Below are 22,644 nucleotides of genomic sequence, written 5' to 3' on the forward strand. Positions count from 1 at the left end.
ACTTGCTAACCAGCCAGGGTCACTAAACCTGCAATGTTGATTTGAGGAGGCCCATAGCTTTTCTACTCTTCAGAAACCTAGTCATTTCTGCGGCCGGCAGTGGCCGGCTTAGCAGGTACCCTTGAAGCTGGTCACACCCTTCCTTGGCTAGGTGAGCCGCTTGCTCCAGAGTTTCGACGCCCTCTGCGGTTGAGCGGAGCCCAAGGCTTTTGGCTATAAAAAGCACGGCAGAGACGATGGCTGCATCCTTGGGATCAACAAGCATATCTCGCACGAAGGATTTATCGATTTTGAGTTTGCTGATGGGCAATTCTTGCAGCAAGCTCAAGGATGAGTAGCCGGTACCAAAGTCATCCAGTGAAATAGTCACGCCTTTTTGGCGCATCGCGTCCAGATCGCCAATCACCTCCGGTCTGATCTTCATCAGGGCGGTTTCGGTAATTTCGAGCTCCAGTTGCCAAGGGGAAAGCCCGCTGTCTTTCAGCACTTGGCCAACAATAGAGACAAGATCCTGGCGTTGTAGCTGTATGGCAGAGACGTTGACCGAAACAAAAGCACCACTTAGCCCTGCAGCCTGCCAGACGCTTAATTGACGCCCAGCCTCACGTAAAACCCATTCACCAATGGGCAGAATCAAACCGCTATCCTCGGCAATGGGTATGAACCTGTCCGGGGGAATGACTCCCTCAACTGGATCATTCCAGCGCAGCAAGGCTTCTAGCCCAACGATCTTACCTGTTCTGGCCTGCACCAGCGGCTGATAATAAAGCTCTAACTCGCTATTACTCAACGCACGCCTTAGCCTGGATTCCAGCGAGATATGCTCTAATACCGCAAGATTGTAAGAGGCAGAATAAAACTGGAAATTATTACGCCCCTGCTCTTTTGCCTGATACATGGCAGCGTCTGCCCGCTTTATCAGATCATCCACCTCCGTGCCGTCATCGGGAAACAGCGAAACACCAATACTGCTCCCGCTATATATCTCTTCATGCCCAAAGTGGAACGGCACTTTCACGATATCGAGGATACGTGAGGCAACCTTAGCCGCATCCTGGGAGCCATTGACCTTAGGCAGCAAGATAACGAACTCGTCGCCGCCCAGGCGAGCTAGAACACCCGAGGTGTTCTGAGGGACTTCCTGGTGGATGACATCTTCCGCCCTGAGGAGGGATGTGAGGCGAGTTGCCGTTTCTTTAAGGAGTTGATCACCGACCTGATGGCCCAGGGTGTCGTTGACCCGTTTGAAGTTATCCAGATCCAGGAATAGCACGGCCATTTTCCCATTTTCGCGGCGAGCGAGAGATATCATTCGGCGCAGAGTCTCGTGGGCGCGAAACCGGTTGGGTAAGCCGGTCAGGCTATCATGATAGGCTAGATGTTCGATTTTGACGCGCGACTTTTCCAGGTTACCTGCCATCCCCTGAAAACTCCGCATTAACTGGCCAAGCTCGTCCCTGGACGATAACGCTATCTCTGGCGTCAGGTTGCCTTGACCAATCTCACTGATGGCGTTCATCAAGTGCCTCAATGGGCGGGTCATAAGAAAGCTCATGGCCACCAACAGAACAATAATCAACAGCAATACGGTACCCAGTACGACCCACGCAACGGCTTTCCCAAGACGTCCGCCTTCTTCGAGCAGCTCCGCTTCCGGCAGCACACCGATCAGCAATAAACCATCGTGCAAGCGTCGAGCTGACAATAAACTCTTCGAATCCAGATAAGACACCGACACAAGTTGTGTATCTTCCCCCGTTTTCAAAGCCCTATCCAACAGCGACGCGGGTAGTTGCTGGCCCAACTTGGAAGGATCCTGATGGAAAAGGATTTTGCCGGCTTCATTGACGATAAGCGTATGGCCGTTTGCCCCAACCCGGCTGGATGCTATCTGCTCTGCCATGAAGTTCAGCCGCATAGTAACCACCAGGTAGCCGCGTAACGTGGGTTTGCTGTTTAGCGGATCCTGAACGGCCAGGTCGATCAGTCGAATCGGTCGTGCGACTTGCAGCGATATTTCACTGCTCTCAGGGCGGGTAGACACTCGAGTAAATGTCTCGCCCTCGAAGCGAGCGAGCTCTTGAAAGAACGGCGTTTCGCCTTCCTCCTCGGTGACATTTGGTGTCGGCATAGATGTGGTGCGAGCGTCCTCGTAGCCATCCGGAAGCAGGAAGCGGATCTCGGAGTAGTCAGGGTAGGCACGCAGGTAGCTGGAAAACAACTTCAGCAGGGAAGGCAGCATCAGCACATACCGCTCTTCCTCGTCTTCTGTCAGTGCGTATGCACGCACCAGAGAGGCGTCGGCAAACAGCTTGACGTTCGCTTCGGCAACATCCTGGTGCATCTGAAAGTTGCGCGTCATTTGATCCATCAGCGCCGTCATCTGGCTAGAGCTGCGTTCAACCGCCGTGGTGCGTTGTTGGTCGTAGGCAAACCCGCCCAGGATCAATAGCGGAATTACCGCTAAGGGTACGACGACTAACAGAACCTTGGTATGAAGACGCATTGGCGTTTACAGGGCTCGGCTCATGAGGGGTGAAAAAAGCTGCTGCGCGGCGTTTTTGCGCGCGCGTACAGGCGGCGATAGGTTTCCGATTTCTCCAGTGCCTCCACGCCCGGGCCCATGTCATCCGACCAATTGAGGAGTACCAGCTCCACGGGTTCTGCAGCCTGCACCGGCTCACCGAGCACAATGAGAAGCACCACCAACCAGACGGCTTTATGTTTGCTAATGGGGGCTCTGTTTTTATTCATAGTAGCAGCCCATAAAATGGGTAACTGGTAGTCAGTAGACAATACGCGAGAAAATCGCCGCGCGATTTTTTTGTGCTCGGGGAGGCAAGCGCTGATAGGTTTCGAAATTCTTCAACGTCTCCTCACTGGGATAGATAACCGGATCGTTCCTGAAATCCTCCGGCAGCAATGCTTCAGCGGCCTTATTGGGGGTAGCATAATAAACGTACTGTGCCAGCCGCGCTGCGATCTCTGGTTCATTGAGGAAATTGATGAACCGTTTGGCGGCCGCCTTTTTCGGGGAAGCGCTAAGCACGCTCAAATAATCGATCCAGATATTGCCGCCCTCTTTGGGAAACACAAAGGCAATATTTTCGTTGTACTCCTGCAACATCCGGGTGTCGCCGTTGTACATCATGCTCATGGCCAGCTGGCCGGTTAACAGCGCAGAATTTTCGTTCAGTGAAATATATCGGTAGGTTTTGACCGCAGGAGCCTGCGCTTGTAGCAAGGACTCAGCTTCTCTAAGCTCCTGTGGCGCAGTGCTGTTGAGTGAATAGCCCAAGGCCTTGAGAGCCACGCCGATCATATCCGCGCTGTCGCCAATCATGCTGACTTTGCCATGAAGTTGCTTGACTGGCTGCAACAGATCCATCCAGCTTGTCACAGGAAAAGGAACCAGATCCTGACGATAGACAATACCGAGCGTACCCCAGAAATAGGGCACACCAAAATCTTCAGCTTTCTCAAACGCGGTACGAAAACGAGGATCCACGTGCTTAAGATTTGGGATGCTCAACTCATCAAGGGGCTCTAGCCAACCGCGTTTCGCCAGAATCCTGATTGAAGCGCCATTAATGAGCGCCACATCGAAGCCTTTACCTTCGGTCTCAAGCAGCAGTTCGCCCCTGGCAGTATCGGAATCAAAATAACTCTGTTTAATGGTAATACCGGTGCGCTGTTCAAACTCCTCAAGTATTTCCGGGTCCATGTAATCCGGCCAGCTAAGGAACACCAGCTCCTTCGGTTCCGCCGCTTTCGCAACAACGCTAGTAGCGAGCAAAAAAAACGCTACCAATAGAGTTTTGCTAACGGACATATTCTTTCCCATCAGTTACAGGCAACAATGCCTTCACGAAAGCGGCGGCATCACATCACTGATCTCGCGAATAGGTCGCCTTGTTAAGCCAGAGCACTGCCAGGGTGCTCGACGCACCGGATAGCAGATAGAGCGTCACCGAAGTAACGCCGAAGTGCGCCGACAGGCCCAGAGCCACCAAGGGTGCAAAGGCGGCTCCAAGCAGCCACGCCATATCAGCCGTCAAAGCAGCGCCCGTATATCGGAAGCGCGCCTCGAAGTTGGCCGTCACGGCACCAGACGCCTGGCCGTAAGACAACCCAAGCAGAATAAAACCAATGATAATGAACAGGTTTTCGCCAAGCTCACCCCCGCCCAGTAATGCGGGGATAAAGAGGCTGAAAACAGCGATCAGCGCTGCCAGGCTGCCTAACATGGTGCGCCGCCCAACTCGGTCAGCCAGTATTCCGGAGAGAACCACGCCTCCGATGGCGAAGAACGCGCCAATAATTTCGACCATGAGGATGTCGGTAATGGTGCGATCGGAATACAGGCTCAACCAAGATAGGGGGAAGACTGTGACCAAATGGAACAACGCGTAGCTGGCCAGCGCTGCCAAAGCACCAATCAGCACCTCTCGACCCTGATTTTTGGCGAGTTTCGAGACGCTGGAGGGCTGAAGCTCTCGTTGATCCAGTAGCTTGGCATAATCATCGGTTGCCACTAGGCGCAGACGAGCAAACAGCGCGACCACGTTGATGGCAAAAGCGACAAAGAAGGGATAGCGCCAGGCCCATTCAAAGAAATCTGTTTCTGACACGTTGGCCAGCATGTAGGCAAACAAACTGGCCGCGACAATAAACCCGACCGGCGTACCCAGCTGGCCCACCATCGCATACCAGCCTTTACGATGAGCCGGCGCGTTCAATGCCAGCAGCGACGGCAGACCGTCCCACGTACCGCCGAGCGCGACGCCCTGGCCCAGGCGAAACAGTGCCAGCAGGAAAATGGCGTAACCGCCGATATCGTCATAAGTCGGCAGGAAGGCGATACCGGCGGTGGTGGTGCCCAGCACAAACAGCGCCAGGGTTAACTTCGCCTCACGACCAAAACTTTCCTCCAGCTTCATAAACATCACAGTGCCGAACGGCCGGGCAATAAAGGCAAGCGAGAAAATCGCAAACGAATACAGCGTGCCGACCAGCTGCGACTCAAACGGGAAAAACAACGCGGGAAATACCAGCACTGAGGCAATCGCATACACAAAGAAGTCGAAATACTCAGACGCCCGGCCTATGCCGACACCCACCGCGATTTCACCCGGAGTGATCGGTGCCTGATGAGCCGACGTATCGGTAGGCATAGCTTCTCTATGGCCATGGGTAGGTGTCATAATATTCGATCCTCAATGCTGAGCATGTCAAACACAGTGTACGATGATTCTTTCGGATAGGGTACGGGGCAAACAGTGCAATCGCCAAGCGTATTCCCATTCTTTATAATGATTACCTTTCCATTTCTATATTGGTTTCGCCTACATGTCTTTTCCACGACTTAGATACGGACTCGCCCTCCTTCCGCTCACCTTGCTCGGTGGCTGTGGCATGGTGGTCATGGACCCTCAGGGGATATTGCCTCCCAGCAGGCCGACCTGATCATCGTCTCAACCCTGCTGATGCTGATTGTGATCGTGCCGGTCATTTTTCTGACTTTCTACTTCGCCTGGCGCTATCGCAAGAACAACAAAACCGCCGCCTACCATCCGGAGTGGGACCACTCAACCAAGCTCGAGCTGGTGATCTGGGGCGTACCCCTGCTGATTATAATCGCCCTGGGCCTGATCACCTGGATCAGCACTCACAAGCTGGACCCTTATCGTCCGCTCGACCGGATTGATGCCGATCGCCCGCTGGCTGCGGACCATGAGCCGCTGAATGTTCAGGTGGTCTCACTGGACTGGAAATGGCTGTTTATCTACCCTGAGCAGGGCGTAGCGTCGATCAACGAGCTGGTGACCCCGGTGGATGTGCCGGTCCGTTTCCACATTACGTCTTCCTCCACCATGAATTCGTTCTACATTCCAGCATTGGCCGGCCAGATCTATTCCATGCCCGGCATGCAGACCACTCTAAATGCCGTTATCAACGAGCCGGGGGAATACCAAGGCTTTTCCGCCAATTACAGCGGCGCTGGTTTCTCTGACATGCGCTTCAAATACCTCGGCGTATCGGACGACAAGTTTGACGCCTGGGTACAAAAAGCCAAAAAGCAGGGCGGCACTCTCAACCGGTCCGAGTACCTGCAGCTGGCGCAACCCAGCACTGCCACGCCCGTCACCTACTACAGCACAGTGGCGCCAGATCTGTACCACGCGATTCTGAACCGATGCGTGGTAGAGGGGAAAATGTGCATGGACCAAATGATGATGATGGGTAAAGGCGACGGTGAGATGGCCGGCGGTGCCATTAAGCATGGCGACAAACAGAAAGGCGGCCACTCGTCGGCCCTAAATATGAATTCGGATGATATGGGCCGCAAGCAGACAAACGGTCAAGACGATGAATAGCCGTACAGACCGGCCTATTGCTTAATGCAGACGTAATGCAGCCGATGGCAGGCGCATCACCACAACCGATTTAAGAGACTGACAATGCAGGACAAGACAGATTTGACCAGCTTGATTTTCGGTCGACTTTCGCTGGAGTCGATCCCCTATCACGAGCCCATACTGGTTGTGACGTTTGCCATCGCCGCGCTCGCTGGCCTGGGACTGCTGGGATTCATCACTTATAAGCAGTTCTGGGGCACGCTATGGCACGATTGGATCACCAGCATCGACCATAAGAAAATCGGCATCATGTACATCATTTTGGCGTTCGTCATGTTGCTGCGAGGTTTCAGTGACGCATTGATGATGCGGGCGCAACAGGCGATGGCTTTTGCAGGCTCCGAGGCTTCCTGCCCCCGGAACACTATGACCAGCTGTTTACCGTTCACGGCGTGATCATGATTTTCTTCGTCGCCATGCCGATGATCGTCGGCATTATGAACTTTGTTGTGCCGCTGCAACTGGGCACTCGGGATGTGGCGTTCCCGTTCCTGAACAACTTTAGCTTCTGGATGACCGCAGCCGGTGCAGGTTTGACCATGGTTTCGCTGTTTGTCGGCGAGTTCGGCAAAACCGGCTGGCTGGCGTTTCCGCCGCTGTCCGGCATCCAGGGCAGCCCGGGTGTCGGGGTAGATTATTATATATGGTCGTTACAAATAGCCGGCGTCGGCACCCTGCTATCAGGGATCAATTTCATGGTAACGATCATCAAAAACCGCGCGCCGGGCATGACACTGATGAAAATGCCCATCTTCACCTGGACCGCTCTGTGCACCAATATCCTGATTGTGGCGGCATTCCCTATCCTCACGGTCGTGCTAGCCATGCTCTCGATGGATCGCATGCTGGACACCCATTTCTTTACCAACGATATGGGTGGCAACATGATGATGTATGTCAACCTGATCTGGATCTGGGGCCATCCGGAAGTATACATTCTGATACTGCCCGCCTTCGGCGTGTTTTCCGAGGTGGTTGCGACCTTTAGTGGCAAGCGTTTGTTTGGCTATACCTCCATGGTCTACGCGACAATAGTCATTACCGTGCTGTCGTACCTGGTGTGGTTGCATCACTTTTTCACCATGGGGGCCGGGGCCAGCGTGAACGCTTTCTTCGGGATCACCACCATGATCATCTCGATTCCGACAGGCGCCAAGCTGTTCAACTGGCTGTTTACCATGTATCGCGGCCGTATCCGCTTCGAGTTGCCAATGATGTGGACGGTCTCATTCATGGTCACATTCACCATTGGCGGCATGACCGGTGTGTTACTGGCCGTGCCGCCGGCCGACTTCGTGCTGCACAACAGTCTGTTCCTGGTGGCGCACTTCCATAACGTGATTATAGGTGGCGTGCTATTCGGCATGTTCGCAGCAATCAATTATTGGTTCCCGAAAGCGTTCGGCTACAAGCTGGATGATTACTGGGGCAAATGGTCGTTCTGGCTCTGGACCATCGGCTTTTATGCGGCCTTCATGCCGCTGTACGTGCTGGGCCTGATGGGTGTAACTCGGCGCATGAATCACTTTGATGATTCGTCACTGCAGATCTGGTTTGTGATTGCGGCCATTGGCGCGCTGATGATCCTGGGCGGCATCGTCGCCTCAATCATCCAGTTTGTGGTCAGCTATCGCCGTCGAGATGAACTGCGTGACCACACTGGTGACATCTGGGATGGCCGCACTCTGGAGTGGTCTACCTCGTCGCCGCCGCCGCAGTATAACTTTGCGTTTACCCCGGTGGTCTACGACAACGATTCCTGGACCGACATGAAAAAGCACGGCTATGAGCGGCCACGGGACGGGTTCCTGCCGATCCACATGCCCAAGAACACCGCGGCTGGTTTTGTGCTGGCAATGCTCAGCGCCGCCTGTGGTTTTGGCTTGGTGTGGCACATGTGGCCGCTGGTGGGCGTCTCGTTTGTGGCGCTAATCGGCGGATTTATTATTCACACCTTCAATTACAACCGTGACTATCACATTCCGGCGGAAGACGTTACCCGCATCGAGAACGAACGGTCACAACAGCTGGATAGGTACGCCTGATATGACAACGAATGCGACCGAAGCCACACAAAACCTGCCCAGCTCGCACTTCTATGTTCGCGAGCACCATCCGGAACAGGGCACATTGCTGGGTTTTTGGCTTTATCTGATGAGCGACTGCCTGCTATTCGCAGGCCTGTTCGCCACCTATGCCGTGTTAAGTAACAGCTACGCGGGAGGGCCCTCCGGGGCTGATATTTTTGACCTGCCCCTGGTGGCACTGAACACCAGTTTCCTGCTGCTGTCATCCATCACTTACGGCTTTGCGATGCTGCAAATGCAGCTGAAACGCGTCAACGGCACCCTGTTATGGCTGGCGGTGACGGGCCTGCTTGGTGCGGCTTTTATTGGTTTGGAGCTCTACGAGTTTGCGCACCTGCTCAGTGAGGGCTACGGCCCACAGCGCAGCGCCTTTTTAACCGCGTTTTTTGCGCTGGTAGGAACCCACGGCCTGCACGTCAGTTTCGGCATTATCTGGCTGATCGTACTGATGGTGCAGGTCAAGCGTTTTGGTCTGAATGCAGAAAACGGCCGCCGCCTGATGTGTCTGTCGATGTTCTGGCACTTCCTTGACGTGGTCTGGATCGGTGTCTTCACCTTTGTCTACCTGATGGGAGTTCTATAATGAGCGAACATAACGCACAGCCGCCGTCCGGGGACAGCCATGATCACTACCAGGGGCATCACGGCGAAGAAACGCATCCCGGCCATAGCACGCTAAAAGGCTACATGACTGGGTTTGTGCTGTCGGTCATCCTGACCGCCATTCCCTTCTGGCTGGTGATGGCCAACGTTATTGAAAGCGCCGGACTCACCGCGCTGATCATACTGGCCTTCGCTGCGGCACAGATCTTTGTACACATGATCTACTTCCTGCACATGAGCCCGAAAGCCGAAGGCGGCTGGAACCTGTTGGCGCTGATCTTCACCCTGATTCTGGTGTTTATTGCCTTGGCGGGCTCGGTCTGGGTAATGTACAACCTCAATATCAACATGATGCCCGGTGTGATGTCAGAGCCAGTGCTGGAAATGCAGAGCCAGTGACCGGCAAGGCCGTCCATCGCGACGCTGGCTCGCCAACCAGAGTTCGCTCTGATGGAGAGCCAGCGTCGCGCCCCCGGTCAACCACCTTCCTTGTTATCTGGGCCCTGGTAGCGCTGTTGGCTTTTAGCGCATTCACCGCGCTGGGCATCTGGCAGGTGCAACGGCTCGATTGGAAACAGAATCTGATTGAGCGTGTTAACCAACGGGTTGCAGCGCCTGCCTCGCCAGCCCCCGGCCCGGATTCCTGGCCCGCCATCAATGAACGGGATGATGCTTACCGTCATGTACATGTAACCGGCCAGTTGCTCTATGAAAAAACCACAGCGGTACAGACATCGACTGATTTGGGCCAGGGTTTCTGGCTAATGACGCCGTTGCAACAGGCCGATGGCAGCCTGGTGATGATCAACCGGGGATTCGTGACCGAAACGCCCAACGAGAAGGCTACAAGACCGGCGGGCGATCAGCCGGTCACCGTTACGGGCCTGCTGCGGCTCAGTCAAACCGGGGGCGGCGTGCTGCGAGATAACGACCCGGCCACCGGCCGCTGGTACTCTCGCGACGTTGAGGCCATCGCAACCGCAAAGGCCCTGCCTGTTGCCCGGGTAGCCCTTACTTTATCGACGCGAGGCACGGGGAGAACCTCGGGCACCCCACTCACTGAAACAAACTTACCGGGATCCGGTGGGCGGCCTCACGGTGATTTCATTCTACAATCACCACCTGCAATACGCCCTGACCTGGTTTGCACTGGCCCTGATGGTCGGCGCAGGCGCGTTCTGGATCGGCCGCGAAGAGTGGCTAGTGCGCAAGAGTCATTGCCAAGCCCACAACCCCAACGTAAGCTAGCCCGCTTTTTGTGTACGGAAACACTATGGGAATCAAGAACGAAAGACTGCGCTGGCAACTGGTTTCCGGCGTATTGCAGGCCTTTCATCTGGAGCGCTTGGCAAACAAATATAGCCGGAGAACCGTCATGGCCGGCTTCAATCTTGTGAACGGCGGGCTGAGTATCGCCTTGGTTTCTTTCATTGCCCTGGTAACGCAGGAAGCCTTTATCTTTCCCTCTCTGGGCGCTACCGCTTTTATTCTTTTTTATGTGCCTATGGCCCAACCCGCCTCTCCTAAAAACACACTGTGCGGACATTTGATTGGCGCCTTGATGGGGCTATTAGCGTTGTATCTGTTCGGCTTACAAAATGCACCGTCTGCATTTGTTAGCCATGTGGATTTACCTCGCGTAGGTGCTGCGGCTGTATCCCTGGGGCTAACCAGCTGTCTGATGGTGTTGCTGAGAGTTGCTCACCCTCCCGCAGGTGCTACGGCACTGATTGTCTCTCTGGGCCTTATGCCAAACCCCTCTCAATTACCGATCTTGATGGCGGGTGTACTGGTGTTACTTGTTCATGCGTTTTTGATGAACCGTTTGTCGGGTATCCCCTACCCGCTCTGGTCGTCCAATACAGTCGGCCCATCGTTGCCGCTGAGCGGCGGAGACGATGGGTCAGGCGTCCAGAAAGCCTAAAAGACGCTGGCGCACAATCGAATCGGCCTCGGCCATAATGCGTCGAATCAGCTCATCGCAGGTCGGGATATCGTGAATCAGCCCTGCCACCATGCCGCAGCTCCACGCTGCTTCGTCCATTTTTCCTTCCTGGAGCACAAGACGGCCTTTGGCGCCGGTTACCAGGTGACGGATGTCATCGATGGTTTCAGCCTCGCCCTTCTCTTTTTCAATACGGACAATTTCCTCCACAGCGGCGTTATTCAACACTCTTTCCGTGTTGCGAAGGTTGCGCATGATAAGGCGAGTCTGAAGTTCATCAGCCTCCACAATCGCCTGTTTAACGTTATCGTGAATAGGGGCATCCTTGGTGGCGAGGAAGCGAGTGCCCATATTCATACCCTCTGCGCCCAGAGCCATGGCAGCCACAAGGCTACGGCCATCGGCCATACCGCCCGAAGCAACAAACGGGATTTTCAGTTCTTCTGCCGCCCGTGGTAGCAGGATAAAGTTCGGTATGTCGTCTTCACCCGGATGACCGCCGCACTCAAATCCATCAACACTGACCGCATCGCAGCCAATCTTTTCCGCCTTCAGGGCGTGGCGAACAGAGGTGCATTTGTGAATCACCTTGATGCCGGCAGCCTTGAGCTGAGGCATGTATTTTTCCGGGCTGCGGCCTGCTGTTTCAACGGCTTTCACACCGCCTTCAATAATAGCCTCGATGTACTCAGGGTAAGGAGGCGCACTGAAAGAAGGCAAGAAGGTGAGGTTCACGCCAAAAGGGCTGTCCGTCATCTGGTGGCACCGGGCGATCTCCCGCGCAAGGTCTTCTGGCGTGGGCTGGGTAAGCCCTGTAATTATCCCCAGGCCACCAGCATTGGAGACGGCAGAGGCCAACTCGGCATAGCCACGTGATGCATGCCCCCTTGAATAATCGGATGGCGAATATTGAACATCTCAGTGATTCTGGTCTTCATGGCGGGCTTCCTGTTTTGTCGTTAGAACGAATTTAAATCCCGTAGAGGTTTCCGTGACTGCCAAGACAACAAGAGCAACACCCGCCAATGCGTTCAAACGGGCACGGCGCATGTGGCTCAAAGGTGAACGCATTCACTTAGCGTCGGTTTATACATCAGGATCCCGAGTATGCCTGTACCGCCGTGCGCATTCTGCTCGGCGGCAAGGCCCAAATATCCTGGGCTCCTTTAGGGCTCCATCACAATAACGCCACGGGCATTCTTGCCGGCCACCATGTCGTCAAAAGCCTGAGCAGCGTCTTCAATGGGATAGGTGCGTGTAACCAGCTCATCCAACTTCAGCTTGCCGGCTTTGTAGAGCCCGATAATACGAGGGAAATCATATTGCGGGCGCGCAGAGCCTAACCAGCTCCCCTTAAGGGTGCGTTCGTCTGCCGGCAAAGTCAGGGTGGTTATTGAGGTTTTATCTTTCGGGTCGGAAACGCCTACTACAACGGCGGTGCCACCACGGCCGAGGCTTTTATAGGCCTGCTCCACCACTGCGCCTGCACCTACGCATTCAAAGGCGTAATCTACGCCGCCGGTCAGCTTTTTCACGGCTTTGGCTGCATCCTCTACGTCGTTGATGTTGACCGTATGGGTGGCGCCAAACTCTTTTGCCATCTCCAGCTTTTTAGCATTGTTGTCTACGGCAACGATCATCTCTGCACCCGCCGTGGCGCAGCCCTGGATTGCGTTGAGGCCAACCCCACCAACCCCGAAAACAGCCGCACGGGAGCCAGGCTCCAACTGTGCGGTATTGAAAACGGCACCCACACCCGTCATTACGGCACAACCAACAAGAGCTGCGTTCTGCATGGGCACGGATTTGTCGATTTTCACGCAGTTGTCAACGTGCATAGTGGCGTATTCCGCCATCACGCCGCAGGCCCCGAAAACGTTAAGCGACTCGCCGTTGGCGCCTTTGGTTCTCACTGTGCCATCGGGCAAGGTGAACATGGCCTTGCGGGCATTCTCGCAAAGCACCGGGCGGCCACGCACACACTGTCGACACTTGCCACACATGGAAATAAAGGAGCTGACCACATGGTCGCCTTCCTGGAATTCGGTTACACCCTCGCCGACTTCAATGACCACACCCGCGGCTTCGTGGCCAAGTACAAGGGGTGGCGGGTATTGAATTTTGCCCGTCGTGGCAGAGAGATCGCTGTGGCATACACCGCAGGCAGCAATTTTCAGGGTGATTTCACCACGCTTGGGGCCTTCAACGGTGATCGTCTCTACCTGCACGGGCTGGCCCCATTCGCGGCAGACTACGGCTTTGGCTTTTCTGTCCATTGTCGATGCTTCCTGTTGGTGATCGGTTATACAACCTCAAACAGCCCCGCTGCGCCTTGGCCGCCGCCTATGCACATGGTGACAACAACGTACTTGGCGCCGCGGCGTTTACCTTCAATCAAGGCATGGCCCGCAAGGCGGGAACCGGTGACGCCGTATGGGTGACCGATAGAAATGGAGCCACCATTAACGTTCAATTTTTCCATGGGAATGCCCAAGCGATCACGGCAGTAAACCACTTGCGACGCAAAGGCTTCGTTCAGTTCCCACAGATCAATGTCGTCCATGGTCAGGCCGTTGCGTTCCAACAGGCGTGGAATGGCAAACACCGGGCCAATGCCCATCTCATCCGGCTCGCACCCAGCTACCGCAAAACCACGGAAGATACCCATGGGCTCGATGTTATTTTTCTCGGCATAGGTGCTGTTCATCACCGTGCAAACAGACGCCCCGTCAGACAGCTGGCTCGCATTGCCCGCCGTTACAAAATTGCCCTCACCGCGCACCGCGCTCAAGCCCTGCAGGCCTTCAAGCGTTGTATTCGGGCGATTGCACTCGTCGCTGTTAAGAGTGACGTCTTTCTTGCTGACTTCGCCGGTCTCTTTGTCCTTCACCAGCATCGTGGCATCAAAAGGCACAATCTCATCATCAAACCTGCCCGCTTCCTGCGCGGCAGCTGTGCGCTGCTGAGAGATCAGAGCGTATTCATCCTGGGACTCACGGCTAACGTTGTAACGCTGAGCTACGATATCCGCCGTTTCAATCATCGACATGTACAGCTCAGGCTTGTTCTTCATCAGCCATTCATTGGTTGCATGAAAACTGTTGAGCTTATCGTTCTGCACCAGGGAAATAGACTCCACACCACCGGCCACCATCGCCGGCACTTTCTCGGAAACCACACGCTGTGCAGCAATAGCGATCGACTGCAGACCGGAGCTGCAAAAACGGTTGATAGACATCCCCGCAGTGGTCACCGGCAAGCCAGCACGAATAGCCGCCAAACGAGCCATGTTCCTGCCCTGTGCACCTTCTTGAAAGCTTGCGCCGAGGATCACATCCTCAAAAATAGAAGGATCAATACCCGCACGGGCAACCGCGTGTTTAATCACATGTCCTGCAAGATCCACACTGTGGGTGTTGTTCAAAGCGCCCCGGTAAGACTTCCCAAGACCGGTGCGAGCGGTAGAAACAATAAGTGCGTCTGACATAAGAGTTACCTCGAAATAAAATGGGTATCTATCCCCAACCGGGATATAGCAAAGATCCAAAGCCGGCGCTCAAATCGGCTCGGTGTGGGTTGCTTTTTCTGCCGGAGAAAAAATGTCTGAGCGAAGCGAGTTGTTTTTTCCAGAAGAAAAAACCACCCACATCGGGCCAGCCCCTTAAGCATCAGACAAAAGAGGCCAGCCAACAACGGCCTTACAAATCGCCGAACTTCTTCCCGTCAGCAACCAGCTGTTTCAGCAGATCCGCAGGTTTCCACTGCTCACCGCCAACCTCAGAGTGGTACTTCTCCACCGCCGCCAGAATCGTATCCAAGCCAACCTGATCTGCCCAGAACATAGGGCCACCACGATAAGCCGGGAAGCCATAGCCATAAATCCAGACCACATCAATATCCAGAGCCCGGTCAGCAATGCCTTCTTCCAAAATCTTGGCCGCCTCGTTCACCATAACGTACATGCAGCGCTCAAGAATCTCCTGATCCGAAATCTCACGGGAAGCAATGCCCTGCTCCTTACGGAAATCCTCAATAATCCGTTCCACCTCAGGATCCGGAATAGGCTTGCGGCTGCCCTCTTCGTACTTGTAAACCCCCGCCATGGTCTTCTGGCCAAAACGCTTCTGCTCGGCAAGCTTATCCATCCAACTGGGCGCGACCTGCTCACCCGCATTGCGAAGCTCTTCACGGATGCGATAACCCACATCAATACCGGCCAGATCCGACATGGCAAACTGCCCCATGGGATACCCCAGATCCGTCAGCACCTTATCTACCTGCTGCGGAGTGGCACCTTCATTGACCAGAGCCATGGCTTCGGCGCCACGCTTGTGCAACATGCGATTGCCGACAAAACCGTGGCAGTTGCCAACCAGCACACCCACCTTCTTAATCTTCTTGGCTACAGCCATCACCGTGGCTTTCACCTCATCAGAGGTCTTGCTGCCGCGAACGTTTTCCAGCAGCCTCATTACGTTGGCCGGGCTGAAGAAGTGCATACCCACAACGTCTTCCGGGCGCTTGGTGGCAGAGGCAATTTCGTCAATATCCAGGGTAGACGTGTTGGAGGCAAGAATGGCTCCAGACTTACAGACACTGTCGAGCTTGGCGAAGATCTCTTTTTTGACCGCCATGTTTTCAAACACAGCTTCAATCACCAGATCCACGTCCTTGAAATCATCATAATCCAGGCTGCCCGTGATCAGGGCCATCCGGTCTTCTACTTGCTGCTGGGTGATACGCCCTTTCTTCGCAGAGCTTTCATAGTTCTTGCGGATAATGCCGAGCCCTTTGTCCAGGGCTTCCTGCTTCATCTCCACAATGGTGACCGGGATACCCACGTTGACAAAGTTCATGGCGATACCGCCGCCCATGGTGCCTGCGCCAATAATGCCGACGCTGTTCACACTTCGTACCGGTGTATCCTTCGACAGCCCTTTAACCTTGGACACTTCACGCTCAGCAAAAAACGAGTGAATCAGGCCATCGCGCTGGGGAGAATCCATACATTCCATAAACAGTTCGCGCTCGCGTTTCATGCCTTCAGCAAACGGCAAGTTAAACGCTGCTTCAATAGCATCTACACACTTGAACGGAGAAAACTGACCACGGGCCTTCTTTTGCAGCACAGCACGAAACTGATCAAACACGTCGCTGCCCTTATCAGCCGCAACCTTGTCCGTCAGATCCCGAACCCTGCGTACCGGCTTACCCTCATCTGCGATTTGCTTCGCATAGGCAAGGCCCGCGGCTTTTACATCATTGCCATCATCCACGACATCGATAATGCCCAGGGCCAGTGCATCTTTGGCACTCACAAACTCACCAGACGTGATCATCTCCAGCGCCTTTTGTGCACCAGCCAGACGAGGTAAACGCTGAGTACCACCGGCACCTGGCAGCAGGCCAAGCTTTACTTCCGGCAAGCCAACTTTGGCACTGCTCAAGGCAACCCGATAGTGACAACCAAGAGCTGTTTCCAGTCCGCCGCCCAACGCTGTTCCGTGGATCGCCGCAACAAGCGGTTTGTCGCTGTTTTCGTAGTGCTCCACCACCGCAGGTAGCCCTGGCTCTTGCATGGGTTTACCAAATTCACGGATGTCGGCACCCGCTATAAAGGTACGACCTTCGCACACAAGCAAAAGCACCTTGGCTTCGGGATCCTTCTGCCCCTGATCTAACGCAGCGACCAGCCCGGAACGCACCGCGTGGCTGAGGGCATTGACTGGCGGGTAGTTCACAGTAATCACGCCAATACTGCCTTCACGACTGTAAGTTACGACCTCAGACATATTCTCTCCCTCGCTATATATGGAATGTAGTTTTATTAAGCGAAACATAAGTACGATTTAATACAAGTTCTCTTCGGATTTCAACCACCGTTTAAAACCGAGCATAAAAAAACCGCAGAACGAATCCTGCGGTTTTCTGTGAAGCCCGGGGGGTAAAAACCGGCGGGCATGGCGCTCCGGAACCAGATTAAACGCCCAGTGTCTCAATGTCACTCGCCAGCATGGCAAGCTGGTGGGCAATAGAGCCGCGAAGCTTTTCAGCCGAAACCAAATAGGAAGGTGCGGCACAAGTCAATGTCATAATAGTGCCGTCCTGCAGATGAACAGGCACACCGGCAGAGTTAATATTGCGATCCCACTCGCCGATGGAAAGACAGAAGCCATACTGCTTGAAATCCTCCATGGCACGATCCAGCCCTTCCTTTTTCTCGGGCCAGGATTCTGGGCCGTACTTTAACTCCATTGCATCTTCAATAACCTTACGCCCTTTATCAGAAACCGAGCAGTAATAAGCCCGGCCTGCTGATGTGGTCGACATGGGCAGCTTGATACCAATATCCATACGCAGCAAAGAAGCTTCCGGAGGCAGACGATTTTCTACATAGATCATGTGAAGCCGGTCACGACAAGTCAGGCCGACAGACATGTTAGTCTGGCGCGCAAATTCATCCATGTAAGGCTTGGCTAACTGGCGGACTTTCAAGTTCGATACGTAAGCATAACCCAATGCCAGCACACCAGAGCTGAGCTGATATTTTTCCAGTTGAGTGCTGTAGCTTAGATACCCCAGCTTGGTCAGGGTGTATGTCATACGAGAAATTGTTGGCTTGGGCAGCCCGGTAAGCCGGGCAATATCCTGATTACCGAGAATGACCGAGCCCTGACTGAAAGCACGTAACACATCCAGACCACGGGACAGTGCTTCGACGAACTTCCGATCCTTCTCCGGCTTCACCGGCTCGCCGTCATCGGAAGCAGCCATCAAGTCCAGTGAAGTAGTTTTTGCTTTTGACATAATGTGGCGTCCTCCAACAACGTCGCCTGCCCCATGTTCCGGGCTCTAAGTTCTGTGTATATAAAGAATGCAGCATTTTAATCGTTGATGAATGCAAGTACCACAAACTCCGGCCAAAACTACCATCAAAATGAAACATCTGCTTTTAAAATCGCACCCTAAAGCTCGAAAACTGCCAGCCTTGAGTAAAAATTGGTATGTAGTTTTGCCTGACTGCCTATTCTGAACACCCCACCCAGGCGAGCGTTAGCAGTCATTCCGGCTCCGATCCCACTGCGTCTTCACGTTACCAGGTGCTTGACCGGGCTACGGCTTACCGGGAACGCAAGCATGGCGATCTCCCGTTCGCAAAACTGTGACAAAAAAACCGGGCAGCCTCTATTGAGGCGTACCCGGCGCATTGGCTTGCTGGCTTAGAGGTACCCGAGATCTGTCCGGTAGCTATTCAGCATGTCCAGAGCTTTCTGAGTTCTTTCGCTGCGCTTGCCCTCTTCTTTCCACATGCGCTGGGCGGTTTTCACCAAGCGCTCCCGGACGTCATCGGGCAAGGTATTAATCTTGACACCGTCTTCGGCAATCGCTTTAGCGAGAGCAACGCGCTCTTGATACAAGTACTCATTGGTGCGCGCCCAAAAAATCTCTTTCAACGCCTGCTTGACGATCTGTTGCATGTCTTCCGGCAGCTTATCCAGGGCTTTCTGGTTGACGAGAAAGGCATCAGTGCCGGCAATGGTCAAGCTCGGCTTGACGTGGTACTTGGCTACTTCATAAAGCCCCATGCTCGCAGCACCCTGCGCTGCGCCCCAGTGAGCACCGTCCAAAACACCGGTATCCAGCGCGGTATAGAGTTCACCGCCGGAAACATAGGACGCCGCCGCACCGGCTTCCGACAGGAACCTCTGCAGTGAGCCGGTGGAGCGAATCTTCAGGCGAGTAAAGTCCTCCCAGCTATTAATAGGTTTCTTGATCACCATCTCGGTCGGATAGCCTTTTCGGTAGCCCAGTAAACGCCGTGTTCCGCTGCTTCGTCCCGCAACATCTGCTCGAATCCGAGGTTCTCGTGGAAATAAACGGCTTCCCAGACATTCTGGAAAGCAAACGGCAGACCTGCAGCAATGGCAGCAAGGCTGACTGAATCCTGAGCATACGACGCGTTGATGGTACCCATTTCAATAATGCCACGACTGACGGCTTTAAACGTCTCCCGGGCCTTGAACAGTGCGCCTGATTCGTAAAGCCTGAGCTTCAGGCGGCCATCTGTGCGCTCCTCAAGTACATCCTTCAGACGTACAAGGCTATCCTGATACGAGACGCTGGAGCTGGGATAGTGAGACTGCACCTTCCAGGTGAAGGTCTCTTGTGCGGCAGCGGGGCTCACAACCAGAGCACCTGCAACGCCGAGTGTAATGGCGGAGGCATAAATAACGAGTTTTTTGCGATAGTGAGTAAGGATTTTCATAGTATTACCTCTTGTTATTGTATCTGTTGTGTTGTTGTCGTTTTCGTCCGCAGTGCGGTATTGAGGACCGCGAAGCGAACTATTGTTTTTTTAGTCTAGCATGTGATGGTCTTTTTTCAATATTTAGCAGATACCTACTGTTTCAGGTAGGCAGCCCGCAACTTCCGTTTCAATACTTTGCCAACAGTGTTCGGGCGTAGATCCTCCCGGAATCCAACTGCCGAGAGGAGCAACGGTGCCGTATTCACCCTCAAGACCTCAAACCTGGCTGACCTTAGCTATTCGTTGGCTCAGAAGCGCTTCCCGAGCACACTGAATAGCCCGGATATATTGTTGAGCAACTGTTTTGATCGATATGACTCTCAAGCGCGGCACGATTGTCGTGCAATGCATGAGCGGGTAAGCTGGGCTCGCCACGGGGCTTTTCCAAAGGCTGCAGCCAATGACTTCACCTTTGTGGCTGGTTAGTTCACCGCGAGCGATCGTTATTGTTTCCTTTATTTCGCTTACGCGAGATACAAGAGAGTCCTAAGTTTCATGTTTTTTTCAAGCACCCGCTCTCATGGTGCAACCATCGGAGTAACAAATGGATAAAAATCAACAGTATATACTCGCCAAGCGCCCAATCGGCATGCCTGACGAGCATAGCCTGAAGCTGCAGGACAGCGCTTTGCCCGAGCCCGGGGAGGGTCAGGCTCTGTTGAAGACGATTTATCTATCGCTGGACCCCTATATGCGCGGGCGCATGAACGATGCCGCCTCCTATGCCAAGAGCGTTGAGCTCGGTGAGGTGATGGGAGGGCAGACCATCAGTGAAGTTGTGATCAGCAACAGTACGGCGGTGAGTGCCGGCGACTACGTGCTTAGCAGCAATGGCTGGCAGCGCTATGCCGTAGCCAACGCGGATACACTGGTAAAGCTTGACCCGGCTCAGGCACCGATCAGTACCGGGGTCGGCGTATTGGGTATGCCCGGCTTCACTGCGTACGTGGGATTGCTGCTTTTTGGCCAGCCCAAGCAGGGTGATACGGTTGTGGTATCCGCCGCCGCTGGTGCCGTTGGCCAGGTGGTCGGACAGATCGCCAAGATGCGGGGCTGTCGTGTTGTTGGCGTCGCAGGGGCACCGGACAAGTGCGACCATGTGGTCCGGGAATATGGTTTTGATGCTTGCGTCAATTACAAAGACGACGATTTCGAAGCCCAGCTGGAGAAGGCCTGCCCCGATGGCATCGACATCTATTTCGAGAATGTCGGTGGTCGGGTGTTTGATGCAGTGATGACGCTGGTCAACGACTTTGCCCGCATTCCGATCTGCGGCCGTATCGCTCACTACAATCAGACGTCGTTACCAGAGGGGCCGGATCGATTGGTGCCGTTCATGGGCAAGATTCTGGTCAAGCGGTTAATGTTGCGTGGTTTCATCCAGTCGGATCATCTCGAACACCTGGCGGATTTTCGCCGCGACATGAGCCAGTGGATTCAGGACGGCAATATCCATTATCAGGAGGACATCGTCGACGGTTTAGAGAATGCCGTTAGCGCCTTCCAAGGTTTGTTGCAGGGTAAAAACCGCGGCAAGATGCTGGTGCGGGTTGCGCCAGATCCGACGCGGTAATCCAGCAAAAGGATCGGTGCCGCACCAGTATGTGGGAGAGCGTCTGGTACAGATCCACGTCCGGCCGCGAAAGGTCGCCTGAACACGCACTGACAGAGTAAAAAACTTCTGGAAGCGTCCCTTACTGAATAACTGGCAAGACAACGATCTCGAAAGCGAGAAGCGCCAGCAACAGTGGCACTGCCATCAATACAAACACGCCATTCCAGCGGAACGCCACCACCATACGAGGCACCTGACCAAAGCGGGACAGCAGCATCACAGCCGGCCCGAAGGGTGAGAGCATCATCGCCAAAGAAAAGCCGATAACCAAGGCTATGGATATCAGAATCGGATCCATGCCTTCCGCAATAAGCTGCGGTAGCAGGCCAGCCAAAACGCTCAGCACCGTAATCGGAATAATCCCAATGGCTGATAGCAGCGGCAGGCTGAGCATGCCAGCGGCTGCGAGCACCCACATTCCGCCAGCGGAGTTCACAAGGCCACTTAGGGCATCCTCGGGAATCACGCTGGAGACTGACACTCCCAGAATGGCCGACGCGGCAAAAATCGCCATTTCATTATTCATGGAGGAAACCTGAGTCACGCTCTCCTTGAGCACAATCCCAAGCGATCGATCCTGCCACGCCATATACAGAAGTGTAACGGATGGCACTGCCATCATGGCAGCGACTGACACTTTGAAGTTAGTCAAAGCAACGATAACCGCCATAACGGTAAATACAGTTAAGACCAGCCCTAGTAGCCGCAAAGTGCCTGGTGGCCACTGCTCCAAAATCACACGCTCGCTGCTGACCTGCCGAAAACGACGTTGCTCCAGCAACCAGCCAACCGCAATCAGGACCACGGACGCCGCAAGTCCGTAGGGCAAAAGCATAGACCAGCTTAACTGAGGCAGTTCACGGGTCAGTATGGCCACGGCGACACTGGTTGGCGCCACCAGGGGAACAAGAGCAAAACCGCGAAGCGCGCTTACCAGAACGCTACGCAGCCACTGCAGGCGGGATTCACCGGTAATTCCACGCTCCTGCAAGGTTTCCGAAAGGCTGCCACACAATAGATTCATCATGCCGAAACTCAACACTGAGGCAATGCCACAGCTAACCAGAGCGTACTTCGGATACAACCAGACCGCCGAACCACCCAACAAAACATCATGGATCCGGCGTAGCACTTCAAAGCGCCTGACCAGGCATTGCATCATCCCCAGGCTGGCAAGAAATGCGGCGTAAAACGCCGCATCAGCAGACGCTTTGATTAACCGGTCCATACCCAGCTGGCCACGAACAAAAAACCACGCAGTGACTACCAATGAAACCAACAACAAAATGCGAGAGTATGCCTGCAGGCGCCCCCCCGCCCACAAAAAACAGACAATGAACAACACGCCCGCAATTGCACCGAGCTGAGTGCTAGAAAAGCCTATAGCAATCAGTTCAATCAAAACCGCAAAAGGTAATAGCCAGCGATCGGCAGTACTCATGCCTGCCCTGCCTTTGTCAAGATCACGCTGACGGAGATGGTCTCTGCTTGCATTTCACACACACCCGGATTAGTCTTTTACTAACTCAATACAAAACTTAGTTTCGCTTAACGAAACGATACTAGCATAAACGACAAAACAGTCCTGAATCTTTTATTCCCGGCTATCTCCGGGCGCCCTTTACCAGGTTCTCTACTGAACCCGAACGTAAGAGGCATTACCGCTT

17 protein-coding genes and 3 pseudogenes are annotated in these 22,644 nt (G+C 54.2%); 8 read left to right on the forward strand and 12 right to left on the reverse strand.

Annotation, left to right across the window (positions count from 1 at the left end):
- Positions 1-22 precede the first annotated feature (22 nt).
- From BCA33_RS15175 to BCA33_RS15190, 4 genes are read right to left on the reverse strand one after another with little or no spacing between them, the layout of a single operon-like run.
- A complete protein-coding gene (locus BCA33_RS15175; protein WP_083394785.1) occupies positions 23-2,506 on the reverse strand; it encodes an EAL domain-containing protein in 2,484 nt (827 codons plus the stop codon).
- A 20-nt stretch (positions 2,507-2,526) separates the two neighbouring features.
- Positions 2,527-2,754, reverse strand: coding sequence for a hypothetical protein (locus BCA33_RS15180; protein ID WP_071267164.1), 228 nt, complete (start codon positions 2,752-2,754; stop codon positions 2,527-2,529).
- Between the two features lie 31 nt (positions 2,755-2,785).
- The gene (locus BCA33_RS15185; RefSeq protein WP_254774461.1) at positions 2,786-3,832 is read right to left on the reverse strand and encodes a spermidine/putrescine ABC transporter substrate-binding protein; all 1,047 of its coding nucleotides are present in this window, start codon (positions 3,830-3,832) and stop codon (positions 2,786-2,788) included.
- A 55-nt stretch (positions 3,833-3,887) separates the two neighbouring features.
- Positions 3,888-5,204, reverse strand: coding sequence for an MFS transporter (locus BCA33_RS15190; protein ID WP_083394786.1), 1,317 nt, complete (start codon positions 5,202-5,204; stop codon positions 3,888-3,890).
- 237 nt (positions 5,205-5,441) lie between these two features.
- Between BCA33_RS15190 and cyoA the strand changes: the two genes are divergently transcribed.
- The 7 genes and pseudogenes from cyoA to BCA33_RS15220 all read left to right on the forward strand — a co-directional run bounded on the left by cyoA (position 5,442) and on the right by BCA33_RS15220 (position 11,033).
- On the forward strand, positions 5,442-6,377 hold the full coding sequence (gene cyoA / locus BCA33_RS15195) for a ubiquinol oxidase subunit II (protein WP_302848227.1): 936 nt from the start codon (positions 5,442-5,444) through the stop codon (positions 6,375-6,377).
- A 114-nt stretch (positions 6,378-6,491) separates the two neighbouring features.
- Positions 6,492-8,464, forward strand: a pseudogene (gene cyoB / locus BCA33_RS15200) (cytochrome o ubiquinol oxidase subunit I).
- A gap of 1 nt (position 8,465) precedes the next feature.
- Positions 8,466-9,089, forward strand: coding sequence for a cytochrome o ubiquinol oxidase subunit III (gene cyoC, locus BCA33_RS15205; RefSeq protein WP_071267170.1), 624 nt, complete (start codon positions 8,466-8,468; stop codon positions 9,087-9,089).
- Complete coding sequence (cyoD, locus tag BCA33_RS15210; protein WP_071267172.1) at positions 9,089-9,508, forward strand: cytochrome o ubiquinol oxidase subunit IV; 420 nt, start codon at positions 9,089-9,091, stop codon at positions 9,506-9,508. The genes cyoC and cyoD overlap by 1 nt, the downstream gene beginning before the upstream one ends.
- A gap of 155 nt (positions 9,509-9,663) precedes the next feature.
- Positions 9,664-10,059: pseudogene (locus BCA33_RS22880) on the forward strand (SURF1 family protein); the annotation flags it as partial.
- A 109-nt stretch (positions 10,060-10,168) separates the two neighbouring features.
- Positions 10,169-10,357 carry an SURF1 family cytochrome oxidase biogenesis protein gene (locus BCA33_RS20885; RefSeq protein ID WP_368087259.1) on the forward strand — a complete coding sequence of 63 codons (189 nt, stop codon included), beginning with the start codon at positions 10,169-10,171 and terminating at the stop codon, positions 10,355-10,357.
- Positions 10,358-10,382: 25 nt separating this feature from the next.
- A complete protein-coding gene (locus BCA33_RS15220; protein ID WP_071267176.1) occupies positions 10,383-11,033 on the forward strand; it encodes an HPP family protein in 651 nt (216 codons plus the stop codon).
- Here BCA33_RS15220 and BCA33_RS15225 read toward each other — a convergent pair.
- The 7 genes and pseudogenes from BCA33_RS15225 to BCA33_RS22890 form a co-directional block, all read right to left on the reverse strand.
- A pseudogene (locus BCA33_RS15225) lies at positions 11,013-11,992 on the reverse strand (NAD(P)H-dependent flavin oxidoreductase). The gene BCA33_RS15220 and the pseudogene BCA33_RS15225 overlap by 21 nt on opposite strands.
- Positions 11,993-12,220: 228 nt before the next feature.
- On the reverse strand, positions 12,221-13,330 hold the full coding sequence (locus BCA33_RS15230; protein WP_071267178.1) for a zinc-binding dehydrogenase: 1,110 nt from the start codon (positions 13,328-13,330) through the stop codon (positions 12,221-12,223).
- A 26-nt stretch (positions 13,331-13,356) separates the two neighbouring features.
- Complete coding sequence (locus BCA33_RS15235; protein ID WP_071267181.1) at positions 13,357-14,541, reverse strand: acetyl-CoA C-acyltransferase; 1,185 nt, start codon at positions 14,539-14,541, stop codon at positions 13,357-13,359.
- A 211-nt stretch (positions 14,542-14,752) separates the two neighbouring features.
- Complete coding sequence (locus BCA33_RS15240; protein ID WP_071267183.1) at positions 14,753-16,846, reverse strand: 3-hydroxyacyl-CoA dehydrogenase NAD-binding domain-containing protein; 2,094 nt, start codon at positions 16,844-16,846, stop codon at positions 14,753-14,755.
- Positions 16,847-17,033: 187 nt separating this feature from the next.
- Positions 17,034-17,828 (reverse strand): IclR family transcriptional regulator, encoded by a 795-nt coding sequence (locus tag BCA33_RS15245; protein ID WP_139173031.1) that lies wholly within the window; start codon positions 17,826-17,828, stop codon positions 17,034-17,036.
- Between the two features lie 446 nt (positions 17,829-18,274).
- The gene (dctP, locus tag BCA33_RS22885) at positions 18,275-18,835 is read right to left on the reverse strand and encodes a TRAP transporter substrate-binding protein DctP (protein ID WP_368087257.1); all 561 of its coding nucleotides are present in this window, start codon (positions 18,833-18,835) and stop codon (positions 18,275-18,277) included.
- Positions 18,829-19,320, reverse strand: coding sequence for a hypothetical protein (locus tag BCA33_RS22890; protein WP_368087258.1), 492 nt, complete (start codon positions 19,318-19,320; stop codon positions 18,829-18,831). The genes dctP and BCA33_RS22890 overlap by 7 nt, the downstream gene beginning before the upstream one ends.
- Positions 19,321-19,906: 586 nt before the next feature.
- Here BCA33_RS22890 and BCA33_RS15255 point away from each other — a divergent pair.
- A complete protein-coding gene (locus tag BCA33_RS15255; protein ID WP_071267187.1) occupies positions 19,907-20,935 on the forward strand; it encodes an NADP-dependent oxidoreductase in 1,029 nt (342 codons plus the stop codon).
- 121 nt (positions 20,936-21,056) lie between these two features.
- Here the strand turns inward: BCA33_RS15255 and BCA33_RS15260 are convergent, their stop codons facing one another.
- Positions 21,057-22,418 carry a hypothetical protein gene (locus tag BCA33_RS15260; RefSeq protein WP_071267189.1) on the reverse strand — a complete coding sequence of 454 codons (1,362 nt, stop codon included), beginning with the start codon at positions 22,416-22,418 and terminating at the stop codon, positions 21,057-21,059.
- Positions 22,419-22,644: the final 226 nt, after the last annotated feature.

The sequence above is a fragment of the Marinobacter sp. AC-23 genome (assembly GCF_001858325.1).
In the GTDB taxonomy this organism is placed as follows: domain Bacteria; phylum Pseudomonadota; class Gammaproteobacteria; order Pseudomonadales; family Oleiphilaceae; genus Marinobacter.

Coding starts and splice junctions, on each gene's coding strand:
- BCA33_RS15175 (WP_083394785.1), bottom strand. CDS start 2,506: ATGCGTCTTCATACCAAGGTTCTGTTAGTCGTCGTACCCTTAGCGGTA.
- BCA33_RS15180 (WP_071267164.1), bottom strand. CDS start 2,754: ATGAATAAAAACAGAGCCCCCATTAGCAAACATAAAGCCGTCTGGTTG.
- BCA33_RS15185 (WP_254774461.1), bottom strand. CDS start 3,832: ATGTCCGTTAGCAAAACTCTATTGGTAGCGTTTTTTTTGCTCGCTACT.
- BCA33_RS15190 (WP_083394786.1), bottom strand. CDS start 5,204: ATGACACCTACCCATGGCCATAGAGAAGCTATGCCTACCGATACGTCG.
- cyoC (WP_071267170.1), top strand. CDS start 8,466: ATGACAACGAATGCGACCGAAGCCACACAAAACCTGCCCAGCTCGCAC.
- cyoD (WP_071267172.1), top strand. CDS start 9,089: ATGAGCGAACATAACGCACAGCCGCCGTCCGGGGACAGCCATGATCAC.
- BCA33_RS15220 (WP_071267176.1), top strand. CDS start 10,383: ATGGGAATCAAGAACGAAAGACTGCGCTGGCAACTGGTTTCCGGCGTA.
- BCA33_RS15230 (WP_071267178.1), bottom strand. CDS start 13,330: ATGGACAGAAAAGCCAAAGCCGTAGTCTGCCGCGAATGGGGCCAGCCC.
- BCA33_RS15235 (WP_071267181.1), bottom strand. CDS start 14,541: ATGTCAGACGCACTTATTGTTTCTACCGCTCGCACCGGTCTTGGGAAG.
- BCA33_RS15240 (WP_071267183.1), bottom strand. CDS start 16,846: ATGTCTGAGGTCGTAACTTACAGTCGTGAAGGCAGTATTGGCGTGATT.
- BCA33_RS15245 (WP_139173031.1), bottom strand. CDS start 17,828: ATGGCTGCTTCCGATGACGGCGAGCCGGTGAAGCCGGAGAAGGATCGG.
- dctP (WP_368087257.1), bottom strand. CDS start 18,835: ATGGTGATCAAGAAACCTATTAATAGCTGGGAGGACTTTACTCGCCTG.
- BCA33_RS22890 (WP_368087258.1), bottom strand. CDS start 19,320: ATGAAAATCCTTACTCACTATCGCAAAAAACTCGTTATTTATGCCTCC.
- BCA33_RS15255 (WP_071267187.1), top strand. CDS start 19,907: ATGGATAAAAATCAACAGTATATACTCGCCAAGCGCCCAATCGGCATG.
- BCA33_RS15260 (WP_071267189.1), bottom strand. CDS start 22,418: ATGAGTACTGCCGATCGCTGGCTATTACCTTTTGCGGTTTTGATTGAA.